This window comes from Leclercia sp. UBA1284 (assembly GCF_002308415.1).
Taxonomy (GTDB): Bacteria; Pseudomonadota; Gammaproteobacteria; order Enterobacterales; family Enterobacteriaceae; genus Enterobacter; species Enterobacter pneumoniae.
This window is the reverse complement of the sequence record NZ_DBUS01000005.1, coordinates 125,915-138,979: the sequence shown is the minus strand read 5'-3', so window position 1 is coordinate 138,979 and position 13,065 is coordinate 125,915. Positions and strand designations below refer to the sequence as shown.

Annotated in this window: 14 protein-coding genes and 1 pseudogene; 10 read left to right on the top strand and 5 right to left on the bottom strand. The window is 54.1% G+C overall.

What is annotated here, in order from left to right:
- The first annotated feature begins 284 nt into the window (after nt 1–284).
- Complete coding sequence (locus B3511_RS02705; protein WP_286775661.1) at nt 285–533, top strand: hypothetical protein; 249 nt, start codon at nt 285–287, stop codon at nt 531–533.
- Between the two features lie 613 nt (nt 534–1,146).
- On the top strand, nt 1,147–1,377 hold the full coding sequence (locus tag B3511_RS02700) for a hypothetical protein (protein WP_286775660.1): 231 nt from the start codon (nt 1,147–1,149) through the stop codon (nt 1,375–1,377).
- 79 nt (nt 1,378–1,456) lie between these two features.
- On the opposite strand, the pseudogene B3511_RS02695 reads toward B3511_RS02700, so the two are convergent.
- Nucleotides 1,457–2,176, bottom strand: a pseudogene (locus tag B3511_RS02695) (IS3 family transposase); the annotation flags it as partial.
- Between B3511_RS02695 and B3511_RS02690 the strand changes: the two are divergent.
- Nucleotides 2,126–2,383 carry a hypothetical protein gene (locus B3511_RS02690; RefSeq protein ID WP_233803377.1) on the top strand — a complete coding sequence of 86 codons (258 nt, stop codon included), beginning with the start codon at nt 2,126–2,128 and terminating at the stop codon, nt 2,381–2,383. The pseudogene B3511_RS02695 and the gene B3511_RS02690 overlap by 51 nt on opposite strands.
- A 41-nt stretch (nt 2,384–2,424) precedes the next feature.
- On the opposite strand, the gene B3511_RS02685 is transcribed toward B3511_RS02690, so the two are convergent.
- The 4 genes from B3511_RS02685 to B3511_RS02670 form a co-directional block, all read right to left on the bottom strand.
- The gene (locus B3511_RS02685) at nt 2,425–3,513 is read right to left on the bottom strand and encodes an AAA family ATPase (protein ID WP_286775659.1); all 1,089 of its coding nucleotides are present in this window, start codon (nt 3,511–3,513) and stop codon (nt 2,425–2,427) included.
- A 145-nt stretch (nt 3,514–3,658) separates the two neighbouring features.
- Nucleotides 3,659–4,618, bottom strand: a complete 960-nt coding sequence (locus B3511_RS02680) for a YbgA family protein (protein ID WP_207292712.1) — start codon at nt 4,616–4,618, stop codon at nt 3,659–3,661.
- A gap of 126 nt (nt 4,619–4,744) precedes the next feature.
- Nucleotides 4,745–5,155 carry a hydroxyisourate hydrolase gene (gene uraH, locus B3511_RS02675; RefSeq protein ID WP_040077801.1) on the bottom strand — a complete coding sequence of 137 codons (411 nt, stop codon included), beginning with the start codon at nt 5,153–5,155 and terminating at the stop codon, nt 4,745–4,747.
- Between the two features lie 86 nt (nt 5,156–5,241).
- A complete protein-coding gene (locus B3511_RS02670; RefSeq protein WP_286775658.1) occupies nt 5,242–5,967 on the bottom strand; it encodes a MerR family transcriptional regulator in 726 nt (241 codons plus the stop codon).
- A gap of 111 nt (nt 5,968–6,078) precedes the next feature.
- Between B3511_RS02670 and B3511_RS02665 the strand changes: the two genes are divergently transcribed.
- The 7 genes from B3511_RS02665 to B3511_RS02635 all read left to right on the top strand — a co-directional run bounded on the left by B3511_RS02665 (nt 6,079) and on the right by B3511_RS02635 (nt 13,032).
- Nucleotides 6,079–6,603, top strand: a complete 525-nt coding sequence (locus tag B3511_RS02665) for a lipocalin family protein (protein ID WP_040077803.1) — start codon at nt 6,079–6,081, stop codon at nt 6,601–6,603.
- A gap of 87 nt (nt 6,604–6,690) precedes the next feature.
- On the top strand, nt 6,691–7,692 hold the full coding sequence (locus tag B3511_RS02660; RefSeq protein ID WP_212478189.1) for a class I SAM-dependent methyltransferase: 1,002 nt from the start codon (nt 6,691–6,693) through the stop codon (nt 7,690–7,692).
- A gap of 201 nt (nt 7,693–7,893) precedes the next feature.
- Nucleotides 7,894–8,727, top strand: a complete 834-nt coding sequence (locus tag B3511_RS02655; protein WP_080346633.1) for a GTPase — start codon at nt 7,894–7,896, stop codon at nt 8,725–8,727.
- A gap of 11 nt (nt 8,728–8,738) precedes the next feature.
- The gene (locus tag B3511_RS02650; protein WP_286775657.1) at nt 8,739–9,275 is read left to right on the top strand and encodes a hypothetical protein; all 537 of its coding nucleotides are present in this window, start codon (nt 8,739–8,741) and stop codon (nt 9,273–9,275) included.
- 16 nt (nt 9,276–9,291) lie between these two features.
- Nucleotides 9,292–11,121 carry a dynamin family protein gene (locus tag B3511_RS02645; protein ID WP_286775656.1) on the top strand — a complete coding sequence of 610 codons (1,830 nt, stop codon included), beginning with the start codon at nt 9,292–9,294 and terminating at the stop codon, nt 11,119–11,121.
- A 1-nt stretch (nt 11,122) separates the two neighbouring features.
- Nucleotides 11,123–12,772 carry a GTPase gene (locus B3511_RS02640; protein ID WP_286775655.1) on the top strand — a complete coding sequence of 550 codons (1,650 nt, stop codon included), beginning with the start codon at nt 11,123–11,125 and terminating at the stop codon, nt 12,770–12,772.
- On the top strand, nt 12,769–13,032 hold the full coding sequence (locus tag B3511_RS02635) for a YkgJ family cysteine cluster protein (protein WP_286775654.1): 264 nt from the start codon (nt 12,769–12,771) through the stop codon (nt 13,030–13,032). Before B3511_RS02640 ends, B3511_RS02635 begins: the two co-directional genes overlap by 4 nt.
- Nucleotides 13,033–13,065 lie beyond the last annotated feature (33 nt).

Here is a 13,065-nt window from a genome sequence, read left to right as displayed (position 1 = left end):
TATTGACACCTAAAAAGGACAGGCTCCAACGATCGATCGAATTGATGACGCTGGAAAAAACAGACCAGTTCGATTTGATGGTGTTGATGGTAATGTTGTGATTGTCAGAAAAATATCAGTTGTAACAACACCAAAAGCTAAAATTCAGGCGATAAGGCAGTCTGAGGCCTTGAAAAGTAATGGAATAACTGGACGTTGGGAAGTCCCAAATTAAGCTCAGGCTAATCGAGCTCAAAAAATGTTTGATGAATTAGGTATCAAAAATATAGAGGTGAAAATTGTCCATGAATAGTGATGCTCGCTTGGTGAAGATAATAGCTGACATGGCTATTTTTCTTGAGTTCTCTGATGAAAAGTCTTTAGATCCTGATATTGCAGTAGGAATGATGGAAAGTATTGCGGCTGAACTACAACTTTTAAGTCTTGATGATAAAATGAAAGTAGCAAATGCTTTTGACCTGATATCAAAAGAATATCAAGGAGATCATGCAATCTATATAAAAGAGCTTCCTGAATCACTTGGCTTGATATAGTTGTATGGTAATTGGTCCCGCCCATAGCTGGCGGGATTTTTTGCCCTGAATCCCTTTGCCAGCAGACAAAACAATCTCGTCAGGGCGCTCCCCTGATACCCACAAACTATCAGTCACATACAGACGCTTCCGGGCGTTGTGTGGTAGGTTCTGCTGTACGTGGCTGATATGATGGTGCCGGCGCTACAATCGCAAATGTTCCTTCCAGTGGTAAGTTGGCTGGAAGCCAAATGGAAGGGAGTAAAATCCTGGAGATTCCACCTCAGATGAAACCAATTCTACAATCAGTTATTAATGCGGCTAAGCAAGCTGATGTCATTATCCGAGATACTAATGGGAAGGTTTACAAATAATGGACAAGGTTTTTTATTGTAAAAAATGGTCCGTTGGTTATAAAGAATCAATGAATCCTCTGAGCGAGAATGAAGCCAAAAAAAAGCATTCTCGCGGGATGCCATATACTGCACTTATCGGTTCTGATGTAAAACCATCACATGTTATTCAGGTCACAAAAAATGCTGGCTAGATTAGTGTCGGTTTTTTAGATGAAGAACTAAGAGAATATCTTCTTTATAGCTTTAAAGTTCTGGATAATGAGCGACTTTTTCTTTCAATGGCAGTTCACCGAGAGTTTGCCGGGAGCGAAGGTGAAGGCGCTGGTTTTATGAATTTTTCTAATGGTACGACTTATCTTTTTAAAGAAGACGGTCATACCGTTATCAGAGAAGAACGTTTTAACCCACATCTTTTGGATGAAAGTGAAACAAAAGTGGATGTTTCCGGGAATTATGAAAATTTCCCTGTATTTGGAAATTACCAATCGATTATAAGAAAAGAACGATAGTTTGAATGTTAACCATCTCCACTACCTCGCGAGTGAGATAGCAATGATGTGGGAGAGGGCCTGAATCGCCACGGATAATTTAGACACTTCTGAGCCGTTGGTAATATAGGTTTTTATATTCAGCCGGTGGCATCTGCTCGCTCGAACCATGCCGATGCTTACTGTTATAAATCATTTCGATGTAATCAAAAATATCGCTTCTGGCTTCGTCCCTTGTTTCGTAGATCTTTTTCTTAATCCGTTCGCGTTTCAGTAGCAGGAAAAAGCTTTCCGCAACCGCATTGTCGTCGCAGTTACCGCGACAACTTATGCTGCCCTCCAGATCATGTGATTTCAGGAACGACTGCCACTCATGGCTCGTGTACTGACAGCCCAGATCAGAGTGAACCAATACCTTTTTTTGAGAATTATGCCTCCATACCGCCATAAGTAATGCGTTCAGGACAATCGCTTATGTCATGCGGGGTTGCATTGACCAGCCGATAACCTTACGTGAGAACAGGTCAACAACCACGGCCAGATACCGCCAGCCTTCGTGGTCCCTTATGTAGGTTATGTCCGTTACCCAACGCTCATCCGGAGCATCCGGATTGAACTGTCGCTGGAGCCTGTTGGGCGACACGATGCTGGCTTCGCCTTTACGTGCCCGTGGGCTACAGTACCCAACCTGAGCTTTTATTCCGGCACGCTTCATCAGCCGCCAGACCCGGTTCACTCCGCACTGTTGCCCGGTATTACGCAGAACCAGATGGATCTTGCCATAACCATAGACGCAGCCAGACTCAAGCCAGAACTGTTTGTCTACTTATTTATCTGCTGCCTGATATTTTTCTCTCTGGCCCTGATTGCCATTAAATTCATTATCCACCATGAGGTTGTGATTGAACGGGCAGATATTAAGCAGGTGGCTGTCGTAAGCGCGATTGCAGCAACCGCGGCAGCCTTCAGATCGTGGTTATTCGCCCTCCTCGATGAGCGGAAGAGGCGTAAAAAACCGCCTGAGTAACGGACCAGAAGGCAGCTATTTCGCTATTGAGCATAAGGTTCCTAACCCAGCCTCTCCATCCGCGTCTCGCCCTCCACCATCGACAGCTGGTACAGCGAAAAAGAACGGTGCTTCTCAATTAAGGTCGCCAGCTCTGGCGAGTGGCTGGTCAGCCAGATCTGCGAATAGTGGCTGGCTTCGGCGATCAGGCTTGCCAGCGCAGGCAGCATCTGCGGGTGCAGGCTATTTTCCGGTTCGTTGAGGGCGATAAACGCTGGCGGACGCGGGCTGAGCAGCGCCACCGCCAGGCAGAGAAAGCGTAGCGTACCATCAGAAAACTCAGCAGGCTCCAGCGGGCGACTTAGTCCCTCGCGCTGCATCATCATCCGAAAACGGCCGTCGCGGTTGTCGCTGTAAAACACGCAGCCGGGGAAGGCCTGATCGAGAATTCGCATCAGCAGCAGCTCGTCGCCAATCTCCACAATGGTCTGAAAGGCCGCCGCCAGGTTTGCGCCGTCGCTCGCCAGCACCGGAGAGCGGAACCCCACCTGCGGGGCGCGCATCGCCGAGCCAGAAGCCACCGAAAACTCATGATAAAAACGCCAGTTGCGTAGCGATTCGCGCATCTGCGATACCTCAGGGTACAGATGCGGCTCCCCCAGTTGACCAAACACCGACTCATTCTCATACAGCGTGCCGCTGTGGGTCACTTTTTCGTGATGCACGTTGTTCAGGAACACAGTCTGGTTTTTACGCTGCATCAGCCGCGCCGACGGGCGGCGGTGCTGCTGGCTCAACCAGATAGTCTCCTCTTTTATCACCGGATCCAGCTGAAACTGCGACGGATACGGCAGTCTCTCAACAAACCCCACCTGCAGCTCGTACTCGTACGTTTCGGTCTCTACCGCCAGATTCATCCGCCGCAGCTGGTCGCTGCGCGTCTTGCCGGCCCAGAACACCTTTAAAATCCCGCCCTCGTTCGCCAGCGCCTGAGAAAACTGCCCCTGCGCCGCGCTGTGCATCAGATGGATAGCTTTATAGATGTTTGATTTACCGGTGCCGTTTGGCCCGAAAACGATATTAAGCTGCTCCAGATCCAGCGACAGGCGGCGGATGGAGCGGTAGTTTTCGATATGCAGCGTCTTGATCATGGGCATTCCCGAAGCGGCGAAAAGGCCTGTATATATTGCCAGTATTCTTGCGCAAAATGCAAAAAAAAGACGACAGTGAGGGTGTCGTCTAAAGGGGTACAGTATGGGCCTCTGCGGGTCAACGGGGCCTTCGCTTCATTGATATTTAGCCAGTAGCAAGACGTAAACCTAAATGATTAGGGTAGGGATCAAAGTAGTTTTGCGTCAGCAGATAACTGTGTGGGTGTTCCGCAAGATAATGTTTCAACAGCGTCAGCGGGGCGAGGATCGGTAACAGACCGGCGCGGTAGTTAAGGATCACTTCGCGTAACTCGTCGCGCTGGCGGGCGTTAAGCTGATTACGGAAATAGCCCTGCACGTGCATCAGCACGTTAGTGTGATTCTTGCGCGAGGCGGGTTGCTTCAGGATCGCCATCAGCTTATCCCGGTAAACCTCGAAAAAGGCGTTCAGGTCGTCCCACTCATACAGCGAGGCGACAAAAGGCCCGATAGCGCGATATCCCGCCTGATGGTGGGACAACAGCTGCAGTTTATAGCGGCTGTGAAAATCCAGCAGGGCACGGCGGCTCAGGCCGTTTGCGCGCAGGGTATTCAGTTCATGCAGGGCAAAGACCCGCTCGACAAAGTTCTCGCGCAGTACGGGATCGTGCAGGCGACCGTCCTCCTCGACGGGCAGCCATGGATACTTCTCCATCAGGGCGGCGGTGAACAGCCCGGTGCCGGCTTTCGCCCCCCGGTTGCCTTGCTCATCGTATAACCGTACGCGTTCCATGCCGCAGCTTGGGGATTTGGCGCAGACGATAAACCCGGCAAAGTCGCTGATACCCGGTAGGTAGCTGGCGGCAAAGCTCGCCATTTTCTCTGATACGTCTTCGGTGCTGTCCTTGCTAAAACGCATACGCGTTTCACCGTCGGTGGTCTGGACCAGCCTCAGCGCCGGGCGCGGTACCGGCAGGCCAATCGCCATTTCAGGGCAAACCGGTTTAAAGCTTACCCATTGGGCCAGCTCGTTCATCACAAAGCCCATGCGTTTATGACCGCCGTCGAAGCGCACGGCGGACCCGGTTAAACATCCGCTAATTCCGAGTACGGGTTTCGTATTCATGGTGTGCTACCTCCTAAGCCTTTCTTAAAACTTACACACCATGAATAATTTGTCCAAGTATTCGCAGAATTATTTTATTATAACTTGCGATATCAGTAGGTTACGAAACCACTTTTTTGTAAGCGATCAGCTGCCTTTGTAGGTTGAATAGCCATACTGGCTAAGCAGCAGGGGGATGTGCAGTTTTTCGTTGGTGCGGGTAACGGTGAAGAGCACCGGGATCTCAGGGAAGAAGCTGTCGGCCTTCTGGCTTTTGAAATAGTCGCCCGTTTTGAAGACAACGCGATAGACGCCCGGCTCCATCTCCTTGTCCTGCGGATAGAGTGATTTGATGCGGCCATCCTGGTCCGTTTTACCGCTGGCAAGCTGAGCCCAGTTACCCTGCTGCTCTTTTTCCAGGGTAACGGTCACGTCAGACGAGGGGACACCTGTCTGCTGATTAAGAATATGCACGCTAAGCGTACCGACCGGGGCGCTAAAGGCGGCAGGGGCGAAAGCGAGGGAGGACAACATCAGCAGTGCGGCACTTTTTTTCATCATGAATTCCTGTGTTTTGATAAGTAACAGGAAAACGTTAGCACTCTGGCGAAAAGAAAATATTCAACTTTTCGTGATAACTGACGCTAGAGGATGACCACCTCAAGCGCGACCGCCTGCTGCCACTGCTCTATCTGTTTTTTTCGTGCGGCGCTCAGTTTGCCGCTGGCGATCAGCAGCCATTTGCGCTCCGGGAATATCTCGGGTGCCAGGGCGGCTGGTGGGATGGGCAGCACATCGATACGGTGACCCTGCCCGGTGCGTTTTAAGGCTTCGAGCCAGATTTCACAGGGATCGCTCAGGTGCCAGCCGGTGATTAAATAGTTATCGCCAGGGGCTTTTTTATCCCCTTCAAGGCAGAACGAGGTGTAGGCAATGATAATGCCGTCGAGGATCTCACGCAGGGTCATCATCGCCGGCACGCGCGCCGAGACCTGGCTGCGCAGCGGACGCAATACTTCGGTGACCAGCTCTGGTCTGGGGTATTCCCGGCCGGCGTTGTACACCAGCTGGCGCAGGGCATCGATTTTGCCCTCTTTCAGACGCTGCAGCATGCTCTCCTGGAGCGTCTGCCAGTTGTTGGTACGCCGCGCGGTAGGGCGCTCGAGCAGGGGTTTAACCTGGCCAATCGGCACCCCTTTTTTTACCCAGTCGAGGATTTTAAGCGCTTGCTGAACATCCTCTTCGCTGTACTGACGGTGGCCGCCATCGGTACGCAGCGGTTTAAGCAAACCGTAGCGGCGCTGCCACGCGCGCAGCGTGGTGGCTGTAATGCCACAAAGTTTAGCGAATTCGCCAATGGAGTAAGCCATGCGCCTGTCCGGTGAGAAAGAATAATCTCAATATACTACGAATATTTGCATCCGGAATGAAGCAGTCGACCTCTGCACTACACTTACATCACGCAAACGAAAGGAGCTCACATGAAATTATGGCCAGTTGTGACCGGTGTGGCGATCGCGCTGACGCTGGTAGCGTGCAAAACGCCTACCCCGCCGAAAGGGGTGCAGCCCATTACCCATTTTGATGCCTCGCGCTATCTCGGCAAATGGTATGAAATCGCCCGCCTGGAAAACCGCTTCGAACGCGGACTGGAGCAGGTGACTGCCACCTACGGCCAGCGCAGCGACGGCGGTATTAGCGTGCTGAACCGGGGTTACGATCCACGTAAACAAAAATGGAACGAAAGCGAAGGCAAAGCGTACTTTACCGGTGCGCCGACCACCGCCGCCCTGAAGGTGTCATTCTTTGGGCCTTTCTACGGCGGGTATAACGTGATTGCCCTGGATGATGAGTATAAATATGCGCTGGTAAGCGGCCCGAACCGTGATTACCTGTGGATCCTGGCGCGTACGCCAACCATCCCGGATAAGGTGAAAGACGATTACGTGCGCATCGCCCGTAGCCTCGGCTTCCGCGTCGATCAGCTGGTCTGGGTGAAACACTAACCCAGGCGGGAATTCGTGCTTTCTTCGTAGGGTAATGCTGCCAGGCATGAATACACTTCCGTTATCGGCCAAACGGGAGACAACAACATGACCTGGCAAGCCTATCGCGGTAAAGCACCTGCAAACATGACCATTTACAGCGCCTCGTTTCCTGATGTCAGTGATAAATGGCCGATGAAAGACGAAACGACCCGTGAAATTAACGCCATCGATCGGGCGCTGAAGGCCGACCCGTCCCTGCAGCCGCCGCTGATTGAGCAGGGAGACCGCGGTGAGTTAACGCTGATCGCCCAACATGCCTGGTCGCAGGAGGCATTCCGTCATCGCCCGGCGCTGGCGGCCTGGCGCGTGCGGTTAGTACCCTCAGCGCTGGCGTTGTTTGCGGTGCAAAACCCTCTGGAGGATAAACTGCCGGAAGGGACGGTGATGGACAGCGCCAGCCGCCAGTGGTTTATCCACGCCAACGATGCCATTGGCGTGCGCTCCCGCGCCCGGGTGCTGGCGACGCTGGTGGACAAATACATCCATAACGATATCGAGAGCGACTGGGTAAGCCTGGCCAGCGGCGCGGCCATCCCGGTGCTGGAGGCGCTGTGTGCCGCGAAGCTCGATGGACAGAAGGTGCATCTTTCGCTGGTTGATGACGACCCCGTCGCCCTGCGCTGGGCCGAGACCATGGCGGCTCAGCAGGGGCTGGTCGTGGGCGAGCAGATCACCCTGCTGCGCCGGAATCTGGTGTATCACCTGATCCGTAACGACGATCTGGTGCTGGAGCTGGGGGAGCAGCAGGCCGAGCTGGTGGATGCTCTGGGCATCTTCGAATACTTTAACCATGACGATGCCGTGACCTTTCTAAAACGCGCTCTGCGGCTGGTGAAGCCCGGCGGAGCGGTGATCCTGTCAAACATGCTGAATACCAGCCCACAGATCGACTTTGCCCTGCGCTGCATTGGCTGGCAGCACCTCTTCCCACGTTCCTTAGACGAGCTGCAGGAGATCCATCTCGCTGCTGGCGTGCCGGTAGAAAATGTCACCGTGGTCGTGCCTGAAGATGGGGTCTATGCGGTGATGGAGGTGCGGGTGCCCTGAGCTGCGCGCAGATAATCGCTGTTTCGTTGCCTAAAACCCGCTTTGCACTGACACGGACTGTCAGCGATCTGTCTTACTCTTCTCGCTATCGTTACCACCAAAATTCGCAGGGTTACTGCAGTTTTCGGATGGTATGCCGTTAATAACACTTAATACGCAACGTCCTCAAAAATAACTCATTAACGTAGCGAGATATTTATCATGGCTGATGTCAGTACCTCTCCACACGCCTCGTTATTACACAAGGCGGATGCCTTGCTGGAACAGCAACTCGCCCCCGGAAAACCGGTTGTCGCCGCCTGGGGATTAATGAATGCCGGTAAAAGCTTCCTGTTGAATATGTTAACGAACCATATTCAGACGGAATGTTTTCGCACTAACGACATTCGTGAAACGGCGGAACTCAAAGAGTGTGAGACCGAAGATTTTATCTTTCTGGACACCCCAGGCCTGGATGCTAACAACGCCGACGATCTGATTGCCCTGCAGGGGGCGGCAAAGGCCGACATCGTGCTATTTGTCCACCAGCCCCAGGGTGAGCTGGAAAAGATTGAGATCGATTTTTTGCGCCAGTTAAAAGACTCTTTTGGCCAGTATGCCGAGCAAAACATCATCCTTGTACTCAGCAAAGCGGACGTAGAAAGCGCCGAAAGCATTGCGGCGATTGAAAAACGCATGCTGGAACAATGCCGCGACGATCTCGGTTTTACGCCGCGCTGCTATGCCCTGTCTGGTTCCCGTTTCCAGGCCGGGGTGACGCAGAAACAAGACGGCCTGATCCGCGCCAGCCACCTTTTCGATCTCGCTCAGCATCTGGATGCGCTGAACACTGACGCCTACGCCGTAAAACGCGAGCGCCAGCGGGTGGCGATTGAAGAGATCCTCGCCGAGTTTATGCAGGCCGAGCACGCGCTGCAGGAGAAGCAGGCGCAAATTCATCAGCAAATCAACAGCGGTTTCCAGCCCTTCAATACGATCATGACCGATTTCCGCGGCTGGATGAAAAACACCCTCAAAAAATTCCCGGCTGTCTAAGGAGCGCGAAAATGGCATTACCCTGGTTAATTGGTGCAGCGGTGCTGGGCGTGGGCGCATTAATCGCCTCTTCCTCCAGCGATGATGACAGCTCGAATGGCAATGGCGACGACGAAGAGCGCAAACGCCGGGAACGAGCAGAACGTGAGCGCCGCGAACGCGAGCAAAAAGAGGAGCGCGAAACCATTAAGGCCTCGCTTCAAAACGTCGGCACGCTGCGCGCTGACGACTTAAAGCAGGCGCTCTCCGGCTGGGTTGAGGTGCACTTCCAGAGCACATCGCCCTTTAAAGCCAACGTGCTGGCAACGGGTAAGCAGTATCAGCGCGTGGTGGCAGAACATTTTACCGAAAGCCATGAGCTAACCTTCCTGGACGCCAAAACGCGCCAGAACCTGAATGCGCTGGAATCCTGCTACGACGTGGAACTGACCATGACCGAAGACTTTTATGACGTGGTTGATACCCTGATAGATTGCCAGGTCCAGCTTGAGACACTGCAAGTTTATCGCGAACAATTTGAACGTATTCGCCAGCATTTGCGCGGCTAAGCAGACAGGAATAAAGATGAGTAACGAGATGCTTCGCGAGGATCTTCTAACCTCTTTCGAAACGCTGGAGATGCAGTTCGCCTCTTCATTAGAGCAGGCTAAAGAGCTGGATAAAGCCTTTGCGGCTCACTACAGCCAGTTTCATTCTAACCTTGCCGGGCTGCTGGCCGACGCGCAGGAGAAATTACCTGAGACCAGCCCGTTAAGCCAGTCGCTGGCGGGGTTTATCAACGGCCTGAAAGAGATCGACAGCGGCTGGAAAGCAAAGCTGGAAAATCAGAACAAGGGGCTGAGTTTCCGGAAAAACTTTGAAGATTCGCTGCTGGTCTATGTCTACGGCAAGGTGAAGTCGGGTAAAAGCTCGCTGGGCAATTATATGGCCTGGGGCCATACCAACCCGACTCCGGCTCAGCAGGCCGGGAATACCACGCTGAAATACGACTCCCACGTCAATACGGACGCAGAGAACGGTGATGCGCATAACGAAGCGGCACTGCAGGGCAAATTTCGCGTGGATGCCACCGAGGCGACCAGCTCGATTCAGAGCTTCCGTCTGCCGGGGCTGACCTGGGTGGACTCCCCTGGCCTGCACTCGGTGCGTTCGCAAAACGGCGAACTGGCGAAAGCGCACGCCGACCATGCTGACCTGATCCTCTACACCATGAAATCGGATGCGCCGGGACGCGCCAGCGATTTAAACGAGATCCGTCAACTGCTGGGGAAAGAGAAGGAGATCATGTTGCTGCTGACGGGCAGCGATAAAAAGCAGCATGGCTGGGATGAGGTCAATGAGGTGCCTGTCGATATCTGCGTGATGAAACCAGCGCAGGATCGCCAGATGCAGCAGGATTTCGTAAAGCGCGAGCTGGAGGCAGAGGGCGTTGATACCGGGCGTGTGCAAGTACTGTCCCTTTCCGCCCGCTATGCCGAACTGCACGGGAATGACCCGGCGGCCATCGCCGACAGCGGCATGGGGCAGCTATTTACCCGCCTGAAGCAAATCTCGCAGGAAGAGGGCGTCCGCATGAAGCGTGCGGTGCCGATGACGAATTTCAAAAACTTCCTCTCCGGCTGCCTGGTGGAAGTGGAGAAGTATCAGGCGTTGACGGCATCTCTGGCTACGATGATTGCGACGGTCGACCAGGATGTAAAAAAACAGATTACCCCGGCCGTACGCCTTGCCCAGTCTGAATTACGTCAAACCATTCAGGCCAGTTTTAACGAGCTGGCCGCCAGCCGCGACGACGAAGCCGGGCTGAATAGCGCCCTGCTAGCCGCGCAAAAAAGATGGGACAGCCGGATGGCGGCCCTCACCGGGGATGCGCTGGAGGCGATCCTGAACAAGGCGATGAAGGCCTTTAAATCAGCGGTTGTCACCACCTGGACCTCCTCCTCGCTCACGCTGCCTGCCTTCTCGGTAGAAAAAGTGACCGAGCAGATCCCTGAAGGCTACACCAAAAGCACGCGTAGCCGTAACGGTGGGCTGGGGGCATTGATCGGCGGCGGCATTGGGATGCTGCTGGGGCCTGCGGGCGCGGCCATAGGCGCCACTCTCGGGGCCGGGCTGGGATCGATGACCGGAGACAGCGCCCAACAAACCACCCGCACCATTGAAATGGTGGTGGGAGATAACCTCAGCGAAGTCCGTAACCGGATCCTGAGCCTTTACCTGGACGGCATTGAAAACGAGATCACCACTCAGGTTGGTACGCTCTTAAGCACCTTACTCAACGAGATGGAGGAGGACTGTAGCCGGCTAAATTATGAAGTGGAACAGTTTAAGCGTGCGATTGGCAGACTGAAACAGCAAGCAGAGCAGCAATTAACGAGTGAGGGGAACGCGTAACATGGCGATGTCAGCGGCAGAACTTTTTGAAACTTACGACCTGACGGCGAAACTGGCAAGCCAGTATCCTGCGCTGGCGGTAGAATTTGCGCCTGTGCAGAAACAGTTTGAAGACAAGCGCAACCAGCCAGACGCCAGCATTATGGTCTACGGCGTGTATAACGCCGGCAAAAGCACGCTTATCAACGCTCTGGTTGGCGAATGCGTGGCAGCGACCGGCGATGTTCCGTTAACCGCCTCTGTTGACTCCTACTGCTGGAATAACAGCACCATTCTGGACACCCCGGGCGTGGATGCGCCGCTGGATCATGAAGAGGTGACCCGGGAACAGATGCTGAAAGCGGATGCGGTAATTTTTGTGGTAAACCCGTCCGGTGCCGCCGAAGAGGAGAAGACACTCAAGGTGCTGGTCGAGATTTTACAGGCCCGGAAAAAGCTGTTCCTGGTGCTCAACGATAAAGATCGCATGGACGTCGAGACCTTAACCCGCCTTAAAAACGACATTCGTATTCGTCTGCAAAGCCTGGCGGAAGCGCAGGGTCTGCAGGATGTTCTGCAGGATATCCCTATTCTGCGCGTTAATGCGGAGATGGCGCTGCAGGCGAAACTGAACAATGTGCCGGGGCTGCTGCGCGCCAGTGAGTTCCCGATCTTCGAAGAGGCGCTGACCACCTTTATCGCCAGTATTGATAGCCAGCATATCTACCGTCGACTGGGCGCGACGCTGAACGGTTTCCTCGACAGGTTGCTGCACACGTTAGAGCAGCAGACCACCAGTGACACCGTGCGCAGCTTCGATACCCTTTTGAAAAATATCGTTGCGCAGCAGCAGCTTTGCCGTAACGCGGTGATCGATGAGGTGAAGAACCAGCGTGAGGTCATGTACCGGGGCAGCAAGGCGGCATTGCGCCAGGATCCTGAACACGCGCAGGCACACATCGAGGCGCTTTTCCGGCAGGCCAGCGGTGAGGTGGAAGCGGCGCAAAACCGTGAGATGACCTATCTGGTGCAGCGTTTTGCCGACGATGTCGACAGCCTGCAAGCGGCGATCGCCCGGCAGGCAGAACAGGGTGCCTCGCAGTCGATTCCGCACATGCCGGGTGCGCAGGCAACTCAGGAGCAGGGGGTATCGCCAGAGTCCGGGGGCATTAACGCCGAGATGATGAACCACGCGGTCAATACGCTGGGTTCGATGGCAAAACCGGAACACGTGGTCAGCGGCCTGAAAGTGGTGAAAGAGTGGCTACCGTCTCTGATGAAGGGCATTGGCCCAAAAACCATGGAGAAGTGGGGTACGCTGGTGGTGGGCAAATGGCTGCCGTACGTAGGGCCAGCCATTACTGTAGTCAGTTCGCTGTGGGATATCTTCGCAGAAGATCGCGAAACCAAACAGGCGCGTGAACAAAGCGAGCAACAACGCCGCGAATGGGAGCGTTATCAGCAAGAGATCGACGATTTTGCCTTCACGACGGCCGCACAGTTTGAATCCGGTGCGTTACGGCTGGTGGATGAGTCGCTGAAGCCCTGGTTCGCAGAGTTACTGGACAAAGTGAAAGCCGCGCGGGATATCGCCAGCCAGCAGGATCGTGAGCTGAGCGATCGCATCATAGAAGTACAGCGCCTCGCTTCGTCGTTATGTACGCAGGCATGAGTGACGACGCGTTAACGCCTTTCCCCTGCAATGCCTGCGGCAAGTGCTGCCGCAGGGTCAACGCCAGCCCCGAAACCGCGTTTCTCGATCGCGGCGACGGGGTGTGCGGCCATTTCGATGAAACAACCCACCTGTGCGCCATCTACGCCACCCGACCGCTGGTCTGTCGCGTAGAGGACTACTACCGCGCCAGGCTGAGCGAGGTCATTGCCTGGGACGACTTTGTCCGGCTGAACCTGGCGATTTGCGAGAGATTGTAAGGGGCAGGAGGTTGATTTTATGGCGGCTGACAC

Coding starts and splice junctions, on each gene's coding strand:
- B3511_RS02685 (WP_286775659.1), bottom strand. CDS start 3,513: ATGATCAAGACGCTGCATATCGAAAACTACCGCTCCATCCGCCGCCTG.
- B3511_RS02680 (WP_207292712.1), bottom strand. CDS start 4,618: ATGAATACGAAACCCGTACTCGGAATTAGCGGATGTTTAACCGGGTCC.
- B3511_RS02660 (WP_212478189.1), top strand. CDS start 6,691: ATGACCTGGCAAGCCTATCGCGGTAAAGCACCTGCAAACATGACCATT.
- B3511_RS02650 (WP_286775657.1), top strand. CDS start 8,739: ATGGCATTACCCTGGTTAATTGGTGCAGCGGTGCTGGGCGTGGGCGCA.
- B3511_RS02635 (WP_286775654.1), top strand. CDS start 12,769: ATGAGTGACGACGCGTTAACGCCTTTCCCCTGCAATGCCTGCGGCAAG.
- B3511_RS02645 (WP_286775656.1), top strand. CDS start 9,292: ATGAGTAACGAGATGCTTCGCGAGGATCTTCTAACCTCTTTCGAAACG.
- B3511_RS02670 (WP_286775658.1), bottom strand. CDS start 5,967: ATGGCTTACTCCATTGGCGAATTCGCTAAACTTTGTGGCATTACAGCC.
- B3511_RS02705 (WP_286775661.1), top strand. CDS start 285: ATGAATAGTGATGCTCGCTTGGTGAAGATAATAGCTGACATGGCTATT.
- B3511_RS02665 (WP_040077803.1), top strand. CDS start 6,079: ATGAAATTATGGCCAGTTGTGACCGGTGTGGCGATCGCGCTGACGCTG.
- B3511_RS02690 (WP_233803377.1), top strand. CDS start 2,126: ATGGATCTTGCCATAACCATAGACGCAGCCAGACTCAAGCCAGAACTG.
- uraH (WP_040077801.1), bottom strand. CDS start 5,155: ATGAAAAAAAGTGCCGCACTGCTGATGTTGTCCTCCCTCGCTTTCGCC.
- B3511_RS02655 (WP_080346633.1), top strand. CDS start 7,894: ATGGCTGATGTCAGTACCTCTCCACACGCCTCGTTATTACACAAGGCG.
- B3511_RS02700 (WP_286775660.1), top strand. CDS start 1,147: ATGGCAGTTCACCGAGAGTTTGCCGGGAGCGAAGGTGAAGGCGCTGGT.
- B3511_RS02640 (WP_286775655.1), top strand. CDS start 11,123: ATGGCGATGTCAGCGGCAGAACTTTTTGAAACTTACGACCTGACGGCG.